This is a genomic window from Bifidobacterium parmae (assembly GCF_002860365.1).
Taxonomy (GTDB): domain Bacteria; phylum Actinomycetota; class Actinomycetes; order Actinomycetales; family Bifidobacteriaceae; genus Bifidobacterium; species Bifidobacterium parmae.
Genome location: NZ_NMWT01000003.1, coordinates 117,683 through 135,937, shown reverse-complemented (window position 1 = coordinate 135,937; position 18,255 = coordinate 117,683). Strand labels below are relative to the sequence as shown.

The window sequence follows — 18,255 nt, the reverse complement described above, 5'->3', positions numbered from 1 at the left end:
ATGCGTTTGTATCATGGCAGCAACGTCGAGGTCCGGAATCCGAGGCTGCTGCGTTCGGATCGTCGCTTGGATTTCGGCCCCGGATTCTACTTGACCAGCAGTCTGGAGCAGGCCTCGCGGTGGGCGGTATTGTCCGCCAGACGTCGGCGGAAAGGCAGCCCGTTCGTCACCGTGTATGAATTCGACGAACGGCTGCTTGACGAATTCGACACGTTGGGATTCACCGGTGCGACGGCCGACTGGCTGGACTATATCGCGGCGAATCGGAGCGGGGAACCGTTCAACGACGATTACGACGTGGTGTTCGGTCCGGTGGCGGATGATGCCACCATGCCTACCCTGAACGGGTTCTTCGCAGGGATCTATACTACGGAAGAGACCTTGGAACGTCTGATGCCGCAAAATCTGAAAGACCAGTATGCTTTTCGCACGCAACGGGCGATCGACGCCCTGACCTGCATCGAGGTGATTCGGCCATGACCACATTGGAACGTGAACTGCTGATCCACTACGATCACGAGGTCGTCCAACGGATATGCCAGAAATACGGTTTTCCTCCCATGAAGGCGTTGGAATCCTTCATCCATTCGCAGACCTACGCCATGCTGCGCGATCCGGAATTGCGAATGACGGATTTTCCTCCGGCCGGCATCTTCGACATGTGGGAGGTCGAGCAGGTCACGGGAGAACCCAGAAACTCGTTGTATCTGAGGAGGGATGAGATTGACTCGTGAAATGAGTTTCTTCATCTACCTGCTGGAACAGTACGCGGGGGACAACAGCCGTTCCACCTCAGACGTACTGCGTGAATGGGACGAACACGGCATCACGCAGGAGATCTACGACATGTACGAGATGTACCATCAGGAAAGCATCCGCAACGCCTACGAGGACATCGACCACCTCGTGGCCACCGGCGAACACAAGTGGTAAGGAAGCCGCGCATGATCTTCGACAAGGAATCGGATTTCGAGGAGAGCGTCATTTCGGTGCTCCAACAGCACGGGTGGAAGGACGGCCTCCTGAGATACCCGACCGAGCAACAGCTGCTCGACAACTGGAAAACCATCCTGTACCGCAACAACAGCGGCATCGACCGGCTCGGCGAATACCCGTTGACCGACGGCGAAATGGCGCAGATCATCGAACAGATCGAGAATCTTCGTACGCCGCTAGCGCTCAACTCGTTCGTCAACGGACGCACCGTGTCCATCACCCGCGACAACAAGGATGATGAAGCGCATTTCGGCAAGGAAGTGAGCCTCTACATCTACGACCGCAAGGAGATCGCCGGCGGTAAAAGCACCTACCAGATTGCGCAGCAACCCGTTTATCCAGCCAAGAACAAGATGAGGCACGCGCGGCGTGGAGACCTCGTCCTCCTCATCAACGGCATGCCGCTCATTCATATCGAACTCAAGAAAAGCGGCGTGCCCGTCAGTCAGGCGACCGGCCAGATCGAGAAGTACTCGCATGAAGGCGTGTTCACCGGTCTGTTCCGTCTCGTGCAGATCTTCGTCGCCATGAACCCCGACGACGCCGTGTACTTCGCCAACCCCGGACCCGACAAATTCAATCCGAGCTATTACTTCCACTGGGCCGATTTCAACAATGAACCCATCTGCGGAGGCCGTAATCCCGGCAAGGACGAGTGGAAGCTGTTCATCGGCGGCACATCCGGTACCGCCGGGCTGCTCTCCATCCCCATGGCGCACCAGCTCATCGGCTTCTACACCATCGCCGACTCGGCGGACGCATGCCTCAAGGTGCTGCGCAGCTACCAGTACATCGCGGCGAACGCCATCTCCGACGTCGTACGCAAGACCGATTGGGAGCAGCGTCCCTCCACACCCGGACGGCCCGGAGGCTACGTATGGCACACCACCGGTTCCGGCAAGACCATGACCAGCTTCAAATCGGCGCAGCTCATCGCCGACTCGCACGATGCCGACAAGGTCGTGTTCCTCATGGACCGCATCGAACTGGGCACGCAATCGCTCAAGGAATACCGCAGTTTCGCCGACAACGAGGACGACGTGCAAGGCACTGAGAACACGGGCGTGCTGCGTGACAAGCTCGCCAGCACCGCCCCGAAGGACACGCTCATCGTCACCTCCATCCAGAAGATGAGCAACGTGAAACCCGGGGAACGCGGCGTCACCCAAGCGGAACTCGACCGGATGGCCGCCAAACGGATCGTGTTCATCGTCGACGAATGTCACCGTTCCACGTTCGGCGACATGCTGCAGGACATCCGCCGCTCCTTCCCGAACGCGCTGTTCTTCGGTTTCACCGGAACTCCCATCCTCGACGAGAACCAGAGGAAGAACTCCACCACGTCCATGATTTTCGGCAAATGCCTGCACCGCTACAGCATCGCCGACGGTATCCGCGACCACAACGTGCTCGGCTTCGACCCGACCATGGTCACCACCTACAAAGACAACGAAGTGCGCCTCCAGGTGGCACTCCACAAGGCGAAGGTCGGCAACGTCGAGGAAGCACTCGCCGATCCCGTGAAAGCCGACGTGTACGAGCGTTACATGGACAAGTCCGAGGTGCCCATGGGACCAATGGTCGATGACTCGGGAACCATCATCCACGGCATCGAGGATGAGCTTGGCGGGGAGCAGTACGGCAGCGACACGCCACACCCCGGTATGGTCGTTGCCGACATCCTCGACCAGTTCCCCATACTCAGCCATGGCGGCAGGTTCCATGCCATGCTTGCCACCAGCTCCATCCCCGAAGCCATCGACTACTACCACCGGTTCAGGGAACTCGCGCCCGAACTGCATGTGACCGCCCTGTTCGATCCGAACGTGGACAACACCGAGGGCGCCACGGTCAAAGAGGATGCGCTCGCCGAAATCACGACCGACTACAACATGATGTACGGGAAGGACTTCGGCATCGTCGACTGGCCCGCCATGAAGAAGGACATCTCCTCGCGTCTATCCCACAAAGCACCCTACGGGAACATCGACAGGAACCGGGAACAACGGCTCGACCTGCTCATCGTCGTCGACCAGATGCTCACCGGCTTCGACTCGAAATGGGTGAACACGCTCTACCTCGACAAGATCATCCGATACGAGAGCATCATCCAGGCGTTCAGCCGCACGAACCGGCTGTTCGGACCGGACAAACCGTTCGGCGTCATTCGCTACTACCGCAAACCGCACACCATGCACGGCAACATCGAACGGGCCGTAAAACTCTATTCCGGAGACCGACCGCTCGACCTGTTCGTGCAGAAGCTCCCCGAGAACATCCGGTCCATGGACTCGCGGTATCAGGAGATACTCAGCCTGTTCGCCGACGGGGGAGAGACGGATCTTATGCGTCTGCCCGAATCGGTGGAGACCAAACGCAAGTTCGCCAAGGAGTTCGTCGCGTTGAACCGTTTCCTGGAATCGGCGAAGGTGCAGGGCTTCAGCTGGGACACGGACGAGTACCGGATCGACGGTGACGGCGAAGTCGTGAACGATGGAGACGGAAACGAGGATGCGGACCACGTTGGAATCGTCCGCCCGCAGATCGACGAACACACGTACCTCATCCTCGCGCAACGGTATAAGGAATTGTTCGAGAGTGACGACGATGGGGGCAACGGTCCGGGTGACGGCGGAGACGACGAGCCGGAAGCACCCTATGAGCTGGAAGGCTACCTCACCGCGATCGACACCGGACTCATCGACACCGACTACATGAACGCGAACTTCGACAAGTGGCTCAAAGCACTCAAGGAGGACAGTCCGGAGTTGGCGGAAATGTCCGCGCAGCTGCACCGGTCGTTCGCAGCGCTTTCCAAAGACGAGCAGAGGCTCGCCGAATTGTTCCTGCACGACGTGGAACGCGGCGACGTGACCGTCGAGGACGGGTACACGCTACGCGACTACATCACCCGGTATGCGAAACGTGAGAAGGACGAGCAGATCGACAAACTCGTCGACCGGCTCGGCGTGGACCGTTCGCTCGTCGAAGAGTTCACGCTGCGACTCGTCAACGAAATGAACATCAACGAATTCGGCCGTTTCGATATGCTGCTGTCCAGCATCGATCGTGACAAGATGCGAGCGTTCTTCGGGGAACGGGAACATGGAAGCCTGCCTCTGCGCAAAGCTCGCATGGCCGCGAGAGGTCTGCTCGAACGGTTCGTCCTCGAAGGCGGATTCGACATCGATACGTACAACGGACCGTCCGCCGGCTCCGGCGATGTAGTCCGACGCTGATAGGCTGGCATACGGTCTGAAACGTTAGAACACCAATCTTTAGGAGACCTGCATGGCCGAAAACACCGAACATCTCGCCCTGTGGGGCGGCCGCTTCACCTCCGGACCGTCCGCCGCGCTCGCCCGCCTGTCCAAGTCCACCCAGTTCGACTGGCGACTCGCCGACGACGACATCGCCGGCTCCCGCGCCCACGCGCGCGCCCTCGGCCGCGCCGGACTCCTCACCGACGACGAGCTCAAGCGCATGGAGGACGCGCTCGACACGCTCCAGCGCCACGTGGACGACGGCACCTTCGCGCCCATCGAAGACGACGAGGACGAGGCCACCGCGCTCGAACGCGGCCTCATCGACATCGCCGGCGACGAACTCGGCGGCAAACTGCGCGCCGGCCGCTCCCGCAACGACCAGATCGCCTGCCTCATCCGCATGTGGCTGCGCCGTCACGCGCGCGTCATCGCGAAGCTCCTCATCGAACTCGTGAACGCGCTCATCGCCCAGAGCGAGAAGGCCGGCCGCACCGTCATGCCCGGCCGCACCCACATGCAGCACGCCCAGCCCGTACTGCTCGCCCACCAGCTCATGGCCCACGCCTGGCCGCTGCTGCGCGACATCGAACGCCTCATCGACTGGGACAAGCGCATCAACGCCTCCCCGTACGGCTCCGGCGCGCTCGCCGGCAACACGCTCGGACTCGATCCGGAGGCCGTCGCCCGCGAACTCGGCTTCTCCCGCGTGACCGACAACTCGATCGACGGCACTGCCGCGCGCGACCTCGTCGCCGAATTCGCGTTCGTCGCCGCCATGACCGGCGTCGACATCTCCCGCCTTTCCGAGGAGATCATCATCTGGAACACGCAGGAGTTCGCGTTCGTCAAGCTCGACGACGCCTACTCCACCGGCTCCTCGATCATGCCGCAGAAGAAGAACCCGGACATCGCCGAGCTGGCGCGCGGCAAGTCCGGTCGTCTCATCGGCGACCTGACCGGCCTGCTCGCCACCCTCAAGGGCCTGCCCACCGCGTACGCGCGCGACCTGCAGGAAGACAAGGAAGCCGTGTTCGACCAGGTCGACACGCTCGAAGTGCTGCTGCCCGCGTTCACCGGCATGATCCAGACCATGCGCTTCGACGCGGAACGTCTCGAAGCCGAAGCCCCCACCGGCTTCGCGCTCGCCACCGACATCGCCGAATGGCTCGTCAAGAACGGCGTGCCGTTCCGTCACGCGCACGAGCTCTCCGGCGCGTGCGTGAAGATCGCCGAAGGCCGCGGCCAGGAGCTGTGGGACCTCACGGACGAGGACTTCATCTCCACGTTCGCCGCGTTCCTGCCGGCCGAAAAGGCCCCGGGCGTGCGCGAGGTGCTCTCCAGCCACGGCTCCGTCGACTCCCGCAACGGCAAGGGCGGCACCGCCTACGGCCGCGTGCGCGAGCAGATCGCCGACGCCAAGCGCGAGGTCGAGGAGCTCAAGGTCTTCGCCGACTCCACGTCCGACGGCCCGTCGTACAAGGCGCCCGGCACGTTCTAAGGCGTGTCGTCGCTCCCGCCGGCGGGAGCTGGACCGCGTAGCGGGACTGAGGGTGGTTCGGGGCTGGTCTCCTGACCACCCTCAGTCGTCTGCGACGACAGCTCCCGCCAGCGGGAGCGGGGAGGGAAGGCTTCGGTCTAGTTTCTGGCAGCGGGAGCGGGAAGGGGAATGCCTTGGTCCGATTCCGCCAGCGGGAGCGGGGAGGGAAGGGCTTGGTCTGGTTTCTGCCAGCGGGAGCGGGGAGGATGTCATCGTCGACATCTACACTGGGGGACAGCACGAACGGGAGCCGCAAGGCTGAGAGGAAGCGCCAGCTTCGACCGGGGAACTTGACGCGGGTCATGCCGCCGTAAGGAATCGTCTTCTTTCGCCAAGGCCTCGGGAGCCTCGAACGTCCCAACGCCCTCGTTCGCACCAGATAACCAAGCCGTGTGGCCGGGCATCCGCGCCGCATGGTCGCATGACCGGGTTCATGAATGGGCGCACCACTTAGGGTACGGTTCCTTTCGTGCGCCCTTTTTTGATATCCGGACCAATCATCCGGAAGGGAGAACGAGGACATATGCAGGTCAACGGAGAGCAGGTCACGCTCGACGCGCCCGTCAGCGTCGCCGATTATCTCGAAGCGCACGGCTTCAGAGCCGAACGCGTCGCCATCGAACTCAACGGCGAGATCATCCCGCGCGACAAGCGCGGCGAGGCGATGCTCGACGACCAGAGCGTCATGGAGATCGTCCAGTTCGTCCAGGGCGGCTGAGGTTTGAGGGAGCCGGTCCGCTGACCACCCTCAGTCCGCTTCGCGGACAGCTCCCGCCAGCGGGAGCGGGAAGGGACTCCGCCCTCGCTCCGCTACGCGGTCCGATTCCGCCAGCGGGAGCGGGAAGGAATCAAGGTCCTGCTCCCGCCGGCGGGAGCGCAATTAGACATCAACCCAAGGAAGGGGAATATCATGAGCAACATCAATCCGGTCACCGAAGCGTCCGTCGAGGCGACGCCGCTGCCGCCGCAGCCTTCGGTCGTCAACCCGGTCGGCACCGCCGCGCCGATCCTGCCCGTCGAAGACAAGCCGTTGAACCTCGGCGGCCACGAGTTCCACTCGCGCTTCATCCTCGGCTCCGGCCGCTACGATTTGAACCTCATCAAGGCGACCGTCGAGCATGCGGGCACCGAGATCGTCACGATGGCGCTGCGCCGCGCCACCACCACCGAGAACAGCGTGCTCGACTACATCCCCGAAGGCATCACGCTGCTGCCGAACACGTCCGGCGCGCGCAACGCCGAGGAGGCGGTGCGCATCGCCCGCCTCGCGCGCGAGGTGTGCCACACCGACTTCGTCAAGGTGGAGATCGAGCACGAGACCAAGTACCTCCTGCCGGACAACGCCGAAACCATCCGCGCCACCGAGATGCTGGCCAAGGAGGGCTTCGTCGTCATGCCGTACATGTTCCCCGACCCGATCGCCGCACGCCAGCTCGAGGAGGCGGGCGCCGCCGCCGTCATGCCGCTCGGCTCGCTCATCGGCTCCAACATGGGCCTGAGGATGCGCGACTTCATCAAGATCATCATCGCCAACGCGAACGTGCCGGTCATCATCGACGCGGGCATCGGCCGGCCCAGCCAGGCCGCCGACGCGATGGAGATGGGCGCGGACGCGGTCATGGCGTATACGGCCGTCGCCTCCGCCGGCAACATCCCGCTCATGGCCGAGGCGTTCAAGCACGCCATCGACGCGGGCCGCGCCGCCTACCTCGCAGGACTCGGCAAGGTGACGGAAGGCCAGGCCGTGCCGTCCAGCCCAACGACGGGGTACCTGCACTGATGGCGTTTTCGGATGAACAGCTTGAACGGTATTCGCGGCATCTGATCCTCAAGGGGTTGGGCGTCAAAGGGCAGAAGCGGCTGCTGGAGTCCAGCGTGCTCATCGTCGGCGCGGGCGGGCTCGGCTCGCCGGCCGCCCTCTACCTCGCGGCCGCTGGCGTGGGCCGCATCGGCCTCGTCGACGGCGACGTCGTCGACCTGAGCAACCTGCAACGCCAGATCATCCACACCACCGCGTCCGTCGGCGAACCGAAGGTCGAATCCGCGGCCAAGGCGATCCGTGCGCTCAACCCGGACGTCACCGTCGAGACGCATCACACGCTCGTCGACGCCGGCAACGTCGCGGACCTCATCGCGCCATACGATCTGGTCATCGACGCGACCGACAACTTCTCCGCGAAGTTCCTCGTCAACGACGCGTGCGTGCTCGCCGGCAAGCCGTTCGTCCACGCGGGCGTCGTCGGCTTCGCCGGACAGGTGATGGACGTCGTGCCGGGCGCGGGCCCCTGCTACCGCTGCATCTTCCGCGACATGCCGGCGGCCGGCGAGATTCCCACCTGCCGTGAGGCGGGCGTGCTCGGCGCGGTCGTCGGCGTGATCGGCAGCCTCGAGGCGACGGAGGCGGTCAAACTGATCGCCGGCGTGGGCGAGCCGCTCGTCGCGCGCATGCTCACCGTCGACGCGCTCACGATGAACATTCGTCGCGTGCCGCTGCCCAAGCGCGTGCCCGACTGTCCGGTGTGCGGCGACAACCCGACCATCACCGCGCTCGACCCGGACCGCTACATCCAGCCCGCCTGCGCCATCTGACAGAGAGAAGGGAACCAATGCCCATCGCATGGCATGCCGATAACGCCGCCGACGCCGAGACCGACGGCGAATCGAAGATCCGCCGCATCACACCGGCAGAATTCGCCGCGCTCGACAAGCGGGACGTCACGCTGCTCGACCTGCGCGAGCCGGCCGACGTGGCCGCGCACCCGATCGAAGGCGCGATCAACGCGCCGCTCGACCCGCTCGCACAGGTCCTCAAGACCGTGCCGACGGGACGCACCGTCGTCGTCTTCTGCGCGGAAGGCTGGTGGAGCGAGGAGGTCGCCGAGATCCTCGCCGACCGCGGCTACGACGTGGCGAGCCTCGAAGGCGGGTTCCGCGCCTACCGCGACTATCTGGACCGGCAGACGCCGGCCGAATGACCAGGAAACGACCAAACCCGGCGATCCGCCAAGACCCCCGGACCCGCCCGTCTGCAATCGCCTTGTGAATCATCCCCGCGGACGAGCGCGCCCGACACGTCCCCTTCGTACAATCGGCACCGAACGCAAACCGATTGATAGGGGATCGACATCGTGGGACGTCTGCTCACCCGAACGCAGATACGGCGGATCGTCGCCGAAAACGGGCGCGAAGTGCTCGCGCATCCGAACATGCAGCGCGAACGCGCGAACTACCAGCACGGCAACGTGTCGACGTTCGCGCACTCCATCCGCGTGGCGTGCCTCGCCGTCTGGCTCGCCGACCGCGCGCACCTGTGGGGCCGCGTCGACCTGAAGTCGCTCGTGCGCGCCGCGCTCCTGCACGACTATTTCCTCTACGACTGGCATGACTGGGACGGCGGCGCGCACCGGCTGCACGGGTTCACGCACGGCAACGCCGCGCTGCTCAACGCGATGCGCGACTTCCGTCTCAACGCGATCGAACGCGATTCGATCTCCTGCCACATGTTCCCGATGACGCCCACCGCGCCCAGCTACGTGGAGGGGTGGCTCGTCACCGCCGCCGACAAGCTGTCCGCCACGCGCGAGACGTTCTCGCTCGACCGGTTCAACAAAGGCAGGGACGACGCCGAAGACGGCGCGAACGGCCGGAACGACGACGGCCGGAACGGCACGGGCGGGGAGCGCGCGCGATGACGATGCTCTTCCTCGAATACCTGTTCCTGTGGTACCTGTTCTACAGCTTCTGCGGCTGGGTGTACGAGTCGATTCTCGTCTCCGTGCAGCAGCGCCGACCCGTCAACCGCGGCTTCCTCAACGGCCCGCTGTGCCCGATCTACGGCACGGGCGCGGTGCTCGCCGTCGTCGTGTTCGGCGGCCAGCGCAATCCGGTGGTCGTGTTCCTCGTCTCCTCGGTGGGCGCGTGCATCCTCGAATACTTCACCTCCTGGGCGATGGAGAAGCTGTTCCACGCCCGCTGGTGGGACTATTCGCATTTCCGCTTCAACCTCAACGGCCGCATCTGCCTGCTCGGCGCGATCGTGTTCGGCGTCGGCGGCGTCGCCATCGTCGACGTCGTCCAGCCGCAGGTGGCACGCGTCACGGCGATGATCCCTCTGGTCATGATCCACGTGATGTGCGCCGTGTTCCTCGTCGCCATCACCGTCGACGCGGTGGTCACCGTGGTCGGCATCGTCGACTTCGAGAAGAGCCTCGAACGCTTCCAGACCGCCGTCGCCAAGTACGGCGACGCGTTCGACGAGATGCGCGAGAAGGTCGGCGACGCGATGGGCGAGGCGACCGACCGCGCCGCCGAACTCGCCGCGGGCGTCGCCGCCGGCGCGAACGAGCGCCTCGGCGGCGTGCCCGGCAAGGTGGGCGAGAAGGTCGGTCAGACGGTCGGCGGAACGTGGCATTCCGGCAGGGAGATGTCCACCGAGCTGATGCTGCGCATCCGCGAGACCGCCGGCAAGGCCTTCAACCGCCAGCAGCGCCGTATGATCGCGTCCTTCCCGCGCCTCAAGGCGACGCGCAACGACGAGGCCCTCCAGCAGCTGCGCGAGGCGTTCGAGAAGCTGCGCCGCAACGGCCGGTGACGGCGTGCGTCACGGCGCACGTCGCGTCGCGCGCACGGCGCACGCGGAGCCGCGGGCGCGACGCACGCGTGCCGCGCGGGACTGTCGCCGCGGCATGCGAGACTGGTAGACGCTCGGAATCCGGGCGCATCCAAGACAATACCCACAATTCGATAGGGAGAGCGACCAGTTATGGCTCACGTCATCGACTTCAAAGAAGCGGGGTTCGACACCCTGCTCGATGAGCTGGAATGGCGCGGGTTGATCTCGCAGTCCACGGACCGCGATCGACTCGCAGAAGCGTTGAACGGGGAGCCGATCGCCTATTATTGCGGCTTCGACCCGACGGCCGCCTCCCTGCACATCGGCAACCTCGTCCAGCTCATCAACATGCGCCACCTCCAGGCGGCAGGCCACCATCCGATCGCGCTGGTCGGCGGCGCCACGGGCCTGATCGGCGACCCGCGCCAGTCGGGCGAGCGCACGCTCAACCCGAAGGACGTGGTGGCCGGCTGGGCCGAACGCCTCAAGAAGCAGATCGGCGGCATCCTCGTCACCGACGGCGACAACCCGGTGCGCTTCGTTTCCAACTACGACTGGACCGCGCAGATGAGCGTCATCGACTTCCTGCGCGACGTCGGCAAGAACTTCCGTCTCGGCACGATGCTCGCCAAGGACACGGTCGCCCGCCGCCTCAACTCGGAGGAGGGCATCTCCTTCACCGAGTTCAGCTATCAGGTGCTGCAGGGCAACGACTTCCTCCACCTGTACGACGAATACCACTGCACGCTCGAGCTCGGCGGCTCCGACCAGTGGGGCAACCTCACCTCCGGCCTCGACCTCATCCACAAGGTGCGCGGCGTGGACGTCAACGTGTTCACCAGCCCGATCATCACCGACGCCAACGGCAAGAAGTTCGGCAAGTCCGAGGGCAACGCCGTCTGGCTCGACCCGACGATGCTCTCGCCGTACAAGTTCTACCAGTTCTGGATCAACCGTCCGGACGTGGAGATGGAGAGCCTCCTGAAGGCGTTCACGTTCCTGCCGAAGGCGGAGATCGAGCGTCTCGTCGAGGAGTCGAAGACCAATCCGGGCCGTCGCGAGGCGCAGAAGGCGCTCGCCTGGGAGGTCACCAGCTTCGTGCACGGCGAGGCCGCGACGCAGGCCGCGATCGACGCCTCCGCCGCCCTGTTCGGCCGCGGCGGCGATCTGGCCGACATCGACGCGGCGACGCTCGAATCGGTGCTCGACGGCTTCAAGGTCGTCGACGAGAACGGCGAACACGTGTTCCCGTCCGTCGATGCGGGCGTGCGCGTGATCGACGCCGCGCAGGCCGCCGGCCTGTTCAAGACCGTCTCCGAGGCGCGCCGCGCCATCAAGTCCGGAGGCGTGTACCTCAACAACGCGCGCGTGGAGAGCGACGAGGCGACGCTCGGCGAAGACGACTTCCTCCAGGGCCGTTTCGCGCTGATCCGCCGCGGCAAGAAGGCGCTCGGCGCCGTCGAGAAGCGCTGAACCGGCGCGCATCCGCATCCGGTCGCGCATACGCGCATAACACAAGACTTTCGTAGTAGAGAAAGGCATACACAACATGGCAGAAGGCAACGAGCGTTCCGGCAAGTCGTTCGGCGGCCGCAAGGGCGGCTACGGCCACGGTTCCGGCCGTCCCGGCTCCCGCGGCGGCAACGGCTTCAAGCCGCGCGGCAAGGGCGGCTTCCATAAGGGCGGTTTCCGCAAGGACGGCGAGCGCGGCGGGTTCCGTCGCGACGGCGAGGGCCGTGACGGCGAGCGTCGCGGCGGCTACCGCAAGGACTTCCACAAGGACGGTTTCCGCAAGGACTTCCATCGTGACGGCGATCGTGATTTCCGTCGTGACGGCGATGGCGAGCGTCGTGATTTCCACAAGGGTCCGCGTCAGGGCGGCGACCGTGACTTCCGTCGTGACGGCGAGCGTCGCGGCTACGGCAAGTCCGGCGGCTTCCATAAGGGCGGTTTCCGCAAGGACGGCGAGCGCGGCGGCTTCCGTCGCGATGATGATCGCCGCGGCGGCTATCGCAAGGACTTCCGTCGTGACGGCGATCGTGATTTCCGTCGTGACGGCGAGCGTCGCGGCAACGGCGGCTTCCGTCGTGATGACCGCCGCGACTTCCACCGTGACGACCGTCGCGGCGGCAAGGGCGGTTTCCGCAAGGACTTCCATCGTGACGGCGATCGTGATTTCCGTCGCGACGATCGTCGTGACGGCGAGCGTCAGGGCTTCCGCAAGGACTTCCACAAGGACGATCGCCGCGACTTCCATCGTGATGACCGTCGTGATTTCCGTCGTGACGGCGATCGTGACTTCCGTCGCGACGAGCGCCGTGACGATCGCGGTGATCGCGGCGGCAACCCGCGCTACCAGCGCGACGACTCCCGTCGCTTCGACGACCGTCGCGAGGGCGCTCCGCGCCGCAACGGCGAAGGCGCGGTGAGCTTCCCCTCGCAGAACCCGTACACCGACCGTCGTCCGAACGAGCCCCGCATGCCGAAGGGCATGGTGTGGGGCATGCTCTCCAAGGACGAGAAGGAGCGTCTGCGCGGCCTGTCCAAGGAGCACGCCGAGAACATCGGCCTGCACATCCTCGCCGCGTACACGCTGCTCGACGACGACCCGCAGGCCGCGCTCGAGCACGCCCAGTGGGTCGCCAAGCAGGCCTCCCGCATCGACTTCGCGCGTGAGACGCTCGCGTTCGTCGCCTACCGCAAGGGCGACTACAAGCTCGCGCTCAAGGAGTTCCGCACCGCGTACCGCATGAACGGCTACCTCGACTACCTGCCGTTCATGGCCGACTGCGAGCGCGGTCTCGGCAACCCGAAGAAGGCCATCGAGATGGCCGTCTCCGACGACGCCAAGTACCTGAAGGGCGAGTCCAAGGCCGAGATGTTCCTCGTGTACGCCGGCGCGCTCGGCGATCTGGAGCATTGGGACAAGGCCATCGAGATCGTGCATACGCTCGGCCGTTCCAAGGGTCTGGCCGGCAGCTACCGCATGCGCGCCCTGCAGGCCGAGCAGCTGTTCCTCGAGGAGGCCGGCCGTTCCGACGAGGCCATCGCCCTCGACCAGATCATCGAGAAGCTGGAGAACCAGTACGCGGACTTCGACGAGGACGAGGAGAGCGACGACGTGATCATCGACCACGATCTCGAGCATCTCGACGATCCGGACGTGCTCGCCGAGCTCGGCATCTCCGAGGACGACGCCCAGTACGCGCCCGAGGACGAGACCGAGGAAGGCGACGAGGAATCCGAGGATTCCGAGACCGCCGAATCCGAGGATGAGGACGCCGCCGAGGACGCCGCCGAAGGCGAGTCCGAGACCGAGGCCCACGCCGAGGAGGAGACCCAGGAGGAGTCCGAGGAGTCCGCCGACGGCGAGACCGCCGACACCGACGAGACCCAGGCTCCGGCCGAGGAGGCCGCCGAGGGCGCCGAATCCGACGCCGAGCCGGAAGAGACCTCGGACGAGACCGCCTCCGACGGATCCGAGACGACCGAGGCGTGAGCGGACGCATGACGCGATTCCTCAAAGGCACCACGAAGCCGATCGCCGAAGCCTACAAGCTCGCGCTGCTCGACCTCGACGGCGTGGTCTACCGGGGCAAGAACCCGGTGGAGCACGCCGCGGCGTCCATCCGCGCCGCCGAACGGGCCGGCATGACCATCGAATACACGACGAACAACTCGTCGCGCTTCCAGCACGTCGTCGCCGACCAGTTGAAGGGCTTCGACCTCGACGTCGAACCCTGGCAGGTCATCACCTCCTCGGTGGTGGCCGCCCGCATGGTCGCCAAGGCCGTGCCCGCCGGCTCGACCGTGCTCGTCGTCGGCGCGGAGCATCTGCGCGAGGAGGTCACGCGTGCCGGACTCGTCGTCACCGACGATCCGACCGCCGAGCCCGCGGCCGTCATCCAGGGCTGGTTCCCGGAGATGACCTGGCAGATGATGGCGAACGCCGCGTTCGCCGTCGAGGCCGGCGCCACGTATTTCGTGACCAACCGCGATCTGACCATCCCGCGCGAGCTCGGCATCGCGCCCGGCTGCGGCTCGATGATCCGCGCGGTCATCGCCGCCACCGGCGTCGAACCGGTCGCCTCCGCGGGCAAACCCGAATCGTACATGTACGACGAGGCGCGCGAACTCAACGCGTCCGGCGGCCAGTCGCTCGTCCCGAAGGACGCGTCCATCGCCATCGGCGACCGGCTCGACACCGACATCGAGGCGGGCAACCGGGGCGGCTACGATTCCCTCGCCGTGCTGACCGGCGTCACGAACCCGCATGAGCTGATGCTCGCGCCCGCGCACCTGCGTCCCACCTACGTGGCGCCGGATTTGCGCGCGCTCGGCGAGACCATGCCCGAACCGCATGACCACGGCGACGGACGCTGGACGTGCGGCGACGCCGAGGCCGTGCTGGACGCGGCCGCCGGCACGCTCGCCGTCTCCGACGCGGCGAGCGTGGACGCGCTGCGCGCCGCGATCTGCGCCGCATGGCAGGCCGCCGATTCCGGCGTCGACATGAGTACGATCACGCTGCCGGAGTTCACGCTGTGAACGACGACCGCACCATGAACGGCAACGCGGGCGACGCCACGGCGGCGCCCGCGACCGGCGACATCGCCGACGTGCTGCCCGGCTTCGACCAGATGGACGACGACGGGCGCATCGCCGCATTGCGCGGCCTGCTCGACGAGCTGAAGCGCGAACTCGACGCGATCGGCGACTGACACCGACGCACGACACCGGCGTACCAGCCATGGAACCATGGAACGGGAGGGAACGAGAATGACGAACGACGGCATCGACTCGTACGAGGCCGATGGCGAGCCGATCGACATGCCCGACCGCCTCGACCTGTGGCTCGTCGCCGGGGGAGTGGTCGACTCGCGCTCCAAGGCGCAACGGCTCATCAAAGGCGGCCACGTCACCGTCGACGGGAAGGTCGTGACCAAACCCGCGTACGCGATCGGCGACGCCGCGCACACGCGCATCGTCGTCGACAAGGGCGACGACTACGTCTCGCGCGGCGCATACAAGCTCGTCGGCGCGTTCGACGCGTTCGCCGCGCACGGACTGCCCGAACCGACGGGCTCCGACTGCCTCGACATCGGCGCGTCCACCGGCGGGTTCACGCAGGTGCTGCTGCGCCGCGGCGCGAGGCGGGTCATCGCGCTCGACGTCGGCCACGGACAGCTCGACCCGCGCGTCGCCGGCGACCCGCATGTCATCGAGATGAGCGGCGTCAACGTCCGCGACGTCACGGCCGACAGCCTGCCGTACGCGCCGGCGATGATCGTCTCCGACGTCTCCTTCATCTCCCTCACCTACGTGATCCCCGTGATCGCGCGGATCGCCGCGCCCGGCGCGCACATCGTGCTGCTCGTCAAACCCCAGTTCGAAGTGGGGCGTGCGGGACTCGACCGCCACGGCGTCGTCGTCGACGCGGCGTTGCGCGACAAGGCTCTGGACGACGTGACCGCATGCGCGCGCGAGCACGGCCTGAAGGTCGTCGCCACCGCCCCGAGCCCCATCGAAGGCACCCACGGCAACGCCGAATACCTCCTCTACGCGCGCGCCTGAGGGAGAGAACGATCAGCGGTTGCCGGCGTGGATGAAGCGGTCGATCTGGTCCTCCTTGCCCATGATGACCAGCTCGTCGTTGCGGTGCATGATGAGCTCCTTCGAACCGTACTGGAACTCCTTGCCCGGCGATTTGATGCCGACCACGGTGATGCCGTAGCGTTCATGCACCTGCGCGTCCTCGATGGAATGGCCCACCGCATGCGAGGGCGTGTGGATCTTCACGACCGTGTGCGCGCCCTCGATCTCGATGTAGTCCAGATAGTTGCCGCTCACCAGATGCCCGACGCGCTTGCCCGCGTCCGTCTCCGCGTTGATGATGTGCCGCGCGCCGATGCGCTGCAGGATGCGGGCATGCTGCACGGACACCGATTTCGCCCACAGGTCGGTCACGCCCGCGTCCAGCAGGTTGCCGGTCGTGATGACCGACGCCTCGACGCTGTCGCCGATCGCGACGACCGCCGTGTCGAACTGGGAGGCGTCGATCTGCTCGATGGCGAGCACGTCGGTCATGTCCGCCTGGACGACCGGCACGTGCGCCGACCAGCGGGCCACCAGATCCGGATCCCTGTCGACGGCGAGCACGTCCTGGCCCATCGCGTCGAGGGTCATGGCCACGGCGCTGCCGAAACGGCCCAATCCCACGACCAGCACGCTCTTGCCTGATTTCGCCATTGCCTTGCAGTCCTTTCCGTATGTTGCGAAGGTTCAGCCGACCACGATCGGTTCGGTCGGGTAGCGCACCGCCTCCAGCGAGCGGGGGCGGCTGATCGAATACGCGATGGTCATCGGTCCGAGACGGCCCACGACCATCGTCGCCGCGAGGATCGCCAGCGCGGCCGGATTGTCCTCGCGCGCCACGCCCACCGTGTATCCGCCGAGACCGAACGCCGAGCAGGAGTCGAACAGCGCGTTCGTCAGCGACGCGCCGGAGACGAGCATGAGCGACAGGGACGAGACGAGCACGAGCAGCAGGCAGGTGCTGGTGATGCTCACCGCCGTCATCGCCACGTTCGTGTGGATGCGGTGGTGGAACGTGTTGATGTCCTTGTGGCCGGTGAACGACGCCTTGCAGATGAGCAGGATCACCGCGAACGTGGTCACGCGGATGCCGCCGGCCGTGGACGTGCTGCCGCCGCCGATGAACATGATCACGCTCATGAACACCTTCGTCGGTTCGTTTACCTGCGGCACCCACGACAGGTCGAATCCGGAGCTGCGCGGCATGACGGCGGCGACCATCGCGTAGCGCATGCGCGTGTTGAAGTCCGCGTCCTTGAACAGGAACGGGTTGTCCCATTCGACGAGCAGGAACCATGTGAGCGACATGGCGACGATGATGAACGTGACGGAGAGCGTGATCTTCGTGTGCAGGCTCCAGCGTTTCGGCGGCACGTGCCCGCGCGCGCATTTGAGCAGGTTGAGGATCACGGGGAATCCGAGCGTGCCGAGGAACGCGGAGAGCATGATCGGCAGGCCCACGCCCCAGCTGTTGACGTGCAGGCCGGCCGTGTCGGGCGTGAAGCCCGCGTTGTTGTACGACATGACCGCGAAGAACAGCGACTCCCACAGGGATTTGCGCCAGTCGCCCTCGTTGACCTTGAGCAGGCCGGGGAACAGGGCGACGAACGTCACGGACTCGATGAACATCGTCGTGCCGATGACGACGGTGAGGACGCCGCGGATCTCGCTGAGCTTCGACGTGCCCAATTCGCTCGCCGTGAGCAGACGCTGCGTCGACTTCATGTGATGGTTGATGGCGAGCGTGATCAGCGAGGCGAACGTCATCACGCCGATGCCGCCCAGCTGCACGGAGACGAGCAGCACCGCCTGCCCGAACGTCGTCCAGTGCGTGGTCGAGTTGACGATCGAGATGCCGCACGTGGACAGCGCGGAGACGGCGGTGAACATCGCCGTCGAGAACGTGGTCGTCTCGCCCTCCGGCGTGGACGGCGGGATGAGCAGCATGGTCGTCGCGGCGACGACCAGCACGATGAAGTACATGATGGTCAGGCGCCCCGGGTGGGAGACCAGATGCTGGATGATGGTGCGCTGGCGCGGCGGGCGTCCGTCGCCGTCCGCCGCCTGCGCGAACGTGTTGCCGGAGAACCACCACGCGTAGCCGCGCGAGGCCTCCCGGTTGGAGGAGGATTGGTCGAAGACGGGATCCGCCATGTACCCTCGCCCCTCCTTGTCCGTTCGTGCCGTGTCTGTCATGGTGTTCCCGGCGTGCGCCGGCGTATGTGAAGCCATTGTAGGCGTGCATGTCG

18 protein-coding genes are annotated in these 18,255 nt (G+C 65.6%); 16 read left to right on the top strand and 2 right to left on the bottom strand.

What is annotated here, in order from left to right; genetic code table 11:
- The 16 genes from Uis4E_RS02030 to Uis4E_RS01960 all read left to right on the top strand — a co-directional run bounded on the left by Uis4E_RS02030 (window position 1) and on the right by Uis4E_RS01960 (window position 15,985).
- Window positions 1-480: a DUF3990 domain-containing protein gene (locus Uis4E_RS02030; RefSeq protein ID WP_101621618.1), complete on the top strand. Its 480-nt coding sequence runs from the start codon at window positions 1-3 to the stop codon at window positions 478-480.
- On the top strand, window positions 477-734 hold the full coding sequence (locus tag Uis4E_RS02025; RefSeq protein ID WP_101621617.1) for a hypothetical protein: 258 nt from the start codon (window positions 477-479) through the stop codon (window positions 732-734). Before Uis4E_RS02030 ends, Uis4E_RS02025 begins: the two co-directional genes overlap by 4 nt.
- Before the next feature lies 1 nt (window position 735).
- Window positions 736-933 carry a DUF3791 domain-containing protein gene (locus tag Uis4E_RS02020; protein WP_207764530.1) on the top strand — a complete coding sequence of 66 codons (198 nt, stop codon included), beginning with the start codon at window positions 736-738 and terminating at the stop codon, window positions 931-933.
- A gap of 11 nt (window positions 934-944) precedes the next feature.
- Window positions 945-4,235 carry a type I restriction endonuclease subunit R, EcoR124 family gene (locus tag Uis4E_RS02015; protein ID WP_101621615.1) on the top strand — a complete coding sequence of 1,097 codons (3,291 nt, stop codon included), beginning with the start codon at window positions 945-947 and terminating at the stop codon, window positions 4,233-4,235.
- A 52-nt stretch (window positions 4,236-4,287) separates the two neighbouring features.
- The gene (argH, locus tag Uis4E_RS02010) at window positions 4,288-5,760 is read left to right on the top strand and encodes an argininosuccinate lyase (RefSeq protein ID WP_101621614.1); all 1,473 of its coding nucleotides are present in this window, start codon (window positions 4,288-4,290) and stop codon (window positions 5,758-5,760) included.
- 562 nt (window positions 5,761-6,322) lie between these two features.
- Window positions 6,323-6,517, top strand: coding sequence for a sulfur carrier protein ThiS (gene thiS / locus Uis4E_RS02005; protein WP_034526307.1), 195 nt, complete (start codon window positions 6,323-6,325; stop codon window positions 6,515-6,517).
- Between the two features lie 192 nt (window positions 6,518-6,709).
- The gene (locus tag Uis4E_RS02000) at window positions 6,710-7,579 is read left to right on the top strand and encodes a thiazole synthase (RefSeq protein WP_101621613.1); all 870 of its coding nucleotides are present in this window, start codon (window positions 6,710-6,712) and stop codon (window positions 7,577-7,579) included.
- Window positions 7,579-8,388 (top strand): thiazole biosynthesis adenylyltransferase ThiF, encoded by an 810-nt coding sequence (thiF, locus tag Uis4E_RS01995; RefSeq protein ID WP_101621612.1) that lies wholly within the window; start codon window positions 7,579-7,581, stop codon window positions 8,386-8,388. Before Uis4E_RS02000 ends, thiF begins: the two co-directional genes overlap by 1 nt.
- 17 nt (window positions 8,389-8,405) lie before the next feature.
- Window positions 8,406-8,774, top strand: coding sequence for a rhodanese-like domain-containing protein (locus Uis4E_RS01990; RefSeq protein ID WP_101621611.1), 369 nt, complete (start codon window positions 8,406-8,408; stop codon window positions 8,772-8,774).
- A gap of 153 nt (window positions 8,775-8,927) precedes the next feature.
- Window positions 8,928-9,491, top strand: coding sequence for an HD domain-containing protein (locus tag Uis4E_RS01985; protein ID WP_101621610.1), 564 nt, complete (start codon window positions 8,928-8,930; stop codon window positions 9,489-9,491).
- Between the two features lie 2 nt (window positions 9,492-9,493).
- Window positions 9,494-10,390 carry a putative ABC transporter permease gene (locus tag Uis4E_RS01980; RefSeq protein WP_101621680.1) on the top strand — a complete coding sequence of 299 codons (897 nt, stop codon included), beginning with the start codon at window positions 9,494-9,496 and terminating at the stop codon, window positions 10,388-10,390.
- Window positions 10,391-10,561: 171 nt separating this feature from the next.
- Window positions 10,562-11,884: a tyrosine--tRNA ligase gene (tyrS, locus tag Uis4E_RS01975; RefSeq protein ID WP_101621609.1), complete on the top strand. Its 1,323-nt coding sequence runs from the start codon at window positions 10,562-10,564 to the stop codon at window positions 11,882-11,884.
- Window positions 11,885-11,960: 76 nt separating this feature from the next.
- The gene (locus tag Uis4E_RS01970; protein WP_101621608.1) at window positions 11,961-13,910 is read left to right on the top strand and encodes a tetratricopeptide repeat protein; all 1,950 of its coding nucleotides are present in this window, start codon (window positions 11,961-11,963) and stop codon (window positions 13,908-13,910) included.
- A gap of 8 nt (window positions 13,911-13,918) precedes the next feature.
- Complete coding sequence (locus Uis4E_RS01965) at window positions 13,919-14,959, top strand: HAD-IIA family hydrolase (protein WP_101621607.1); 1,041 nt, start codon at window positions 13,919-13,921, stop codon at window positions 14,957-14,959.
- Between the two features lie 14 nt (window positions 14,960-14,973).
- Window positions 14,974-15,132, top strand: a complete 159-nt coding sequence (locus Uis4E_RS11795) for a hypothetical protein (RefSeq protein ID WP_165784806.1) — start codon at window positions 14,974-14,976, stop codon at window positions 15,130-15,132.
- A gap of 58 nt (window positions 15,133-15,190) precedes the next feature.
- Window positions 15,191-15,985 (top strand): TlyA family RNA methyltransferase, encoded by a 795-nt coding sequence (locus Uis4E_RS01960; protein WP_423734900.1) that lies wholly within the window; start codon window positions 15,191-15,193, stop codon window positions 15,983-15,985.
- Between the two features lie 12 nt (window positions 15,986-15,997).
- Here Uis4E_RS01960 and Uis4E_RS01955 read toward each other — a convergent pair whose 3' ends face one another.
- Both Uis4E_RS01955 and Uis4E_RS01950 read right to left on the bottom strand, forming a co-directional pair.
- The gene (locus tag Uis4E_RS01955; protein WP_034526317.1) at window positions 15,998-16,660 is read right to left on the bottom strand and encodes a potassium channel family protein; all 663 of its coding nucleotides are present in this window, start codon (window positions 16,658-16,660) and stop codon (window positions 15,998-16,000) included.
- A 33-nt stretch (window positions 16,661-16,693) separates the two neighbouring features.
- Window positions 16,694-18,160 (bottom strand): potassium transporter TrkG, encoded by a 1,467-nt coding sequence (locus Uis4E_RS01950; protein WP_101621606.1) that lies wholly within the window; start codon window positions 18,158-18,160, stop codon window positions 16,694-16,696.
- Window positions 18,161-18,255: the final 95 nt, after the last annotated feature.

Excerpts from the sequence above, each read along its gene's own strand:
- Uis4E_RS02030 (WP_101621618.1), top strand. The coding sequence starts at position 1 with ATGCGTTTGTATCATGGCAGCAACGTCGAGGTCCGGAATCCGAGGCTG.
- Uis4E_RS02025 (WP_101621617.1), top strand. The coding sequence starts at position 477 with ATGACCACATTGGAACGTGAACTGCTGATCCACTACGATCACGAGGTC.
- Uis4E_RS02020 (WP_207764530.1), top strand. The coding sequence starts at position 736 with ATGAGTTTCTTCATCTACCTGCTGGAACAGTACGCGGGGGACAACAGC.
- Uis4E_RS02015 (WP_101621615.1), top strand. The coding sequence starts at position 945 with ATGATCTTCGACAAGGAATCGGATTTCGAGGAGAGCGTCATTTCGGTG.
- argH (WP_101621614.1), top strand. The coding sequence starts at position 4,288 with ATGGCCGAAAACACCGAACATCTCGCCCTGTGGGGCGGCCGCTTCACC.
- thiS (WP_034526307.1), top strand. The coding sequence starts at position 6,323 with ATGCAGGTCAACGGAGAGCAGGTCACGCTCGACGCGCCCGTCAGCGTC.
- Uis4E_RS02000 (WP_101621613.1), top strand. The coding sequence starts at position 6,710 with ATGAGCAACATCAATCCGGTCACCGAAGCGTCCGTCGAGGCGACGCCG.
- thiF (WP_101621612.1), top strand. The coding sequence starts at position 7,579 with ATGGCGTTTTCGGATGAACAGCTTGAACGGTATTCGCGGCATCTGATC.
- Uis4E_RS01990 (WP_101621611.1), top strand. The coding sequence starts at position 8,406 with ATGCCCATCGCATGGCATGCCGATAACGCCGCCGACGCCGAGACCGAC.
- Uis4E_RS01980 (WP_101621680.1), top strand. The coding sequence starts at position 9,494 with ATGCTCTTCCTCGAATACCTGTTCCTGTGGTACCTGTTCTACAGCTTC.
- tyrS (WP_101621609.1), top strand. The coding sequence starts at position 10,562 with ATGGCTCACGTCATCGACTTCAAAGAAGCGGGGTTCGACACCCTGCTC.
- Uis4E_RS01970 (WP_101621608.1), top strand. The coding sequence starts at position 11,961 with ATGGCAGAAGGCAACGAGCGTTCCGGCAAGTCGTTCGGCGGCCGCAAG.
- Uis4E_RS01965 (WP_101621607.1), top strand. The coding sequence starts at position 13,919 with ATGACGCGATTCCTCAAAGGCACCACGAAGCCGATCGCCGAAGCCTAC.
- Uis4E_RS11795 (WP_165784806.1), top strand. The coding sequence starts at position 14,974 with ATGAACGGCAACGCGGGCGACGCCACGGCGGCGCCCGCGACCGGCGAC.
- Uis4E_RS01960 (WP_423734900.1), top strand. The coding sequence starts at position 15,191 with ATGACGAACGACGGCATCGACTCGTACGAGGCCGATGGCGAGCCGATC.
- Uis4E_RS01955 (WP_034526317.1), bottom strand. The coding sequence starts at position 16,660 with ATGGCGAAATCAGGCAAGAGCGTGCTGGTCGTGGGATTGGGCCGTTTC.
- Uis4E_RS01950 (WP_101621606.1), bottom strand. The coding sequence starts at position 18,160 with ATGGCGGATCCCGTCTTCGACCAATCCTCCTCCAACCGGGAGGCCTCG.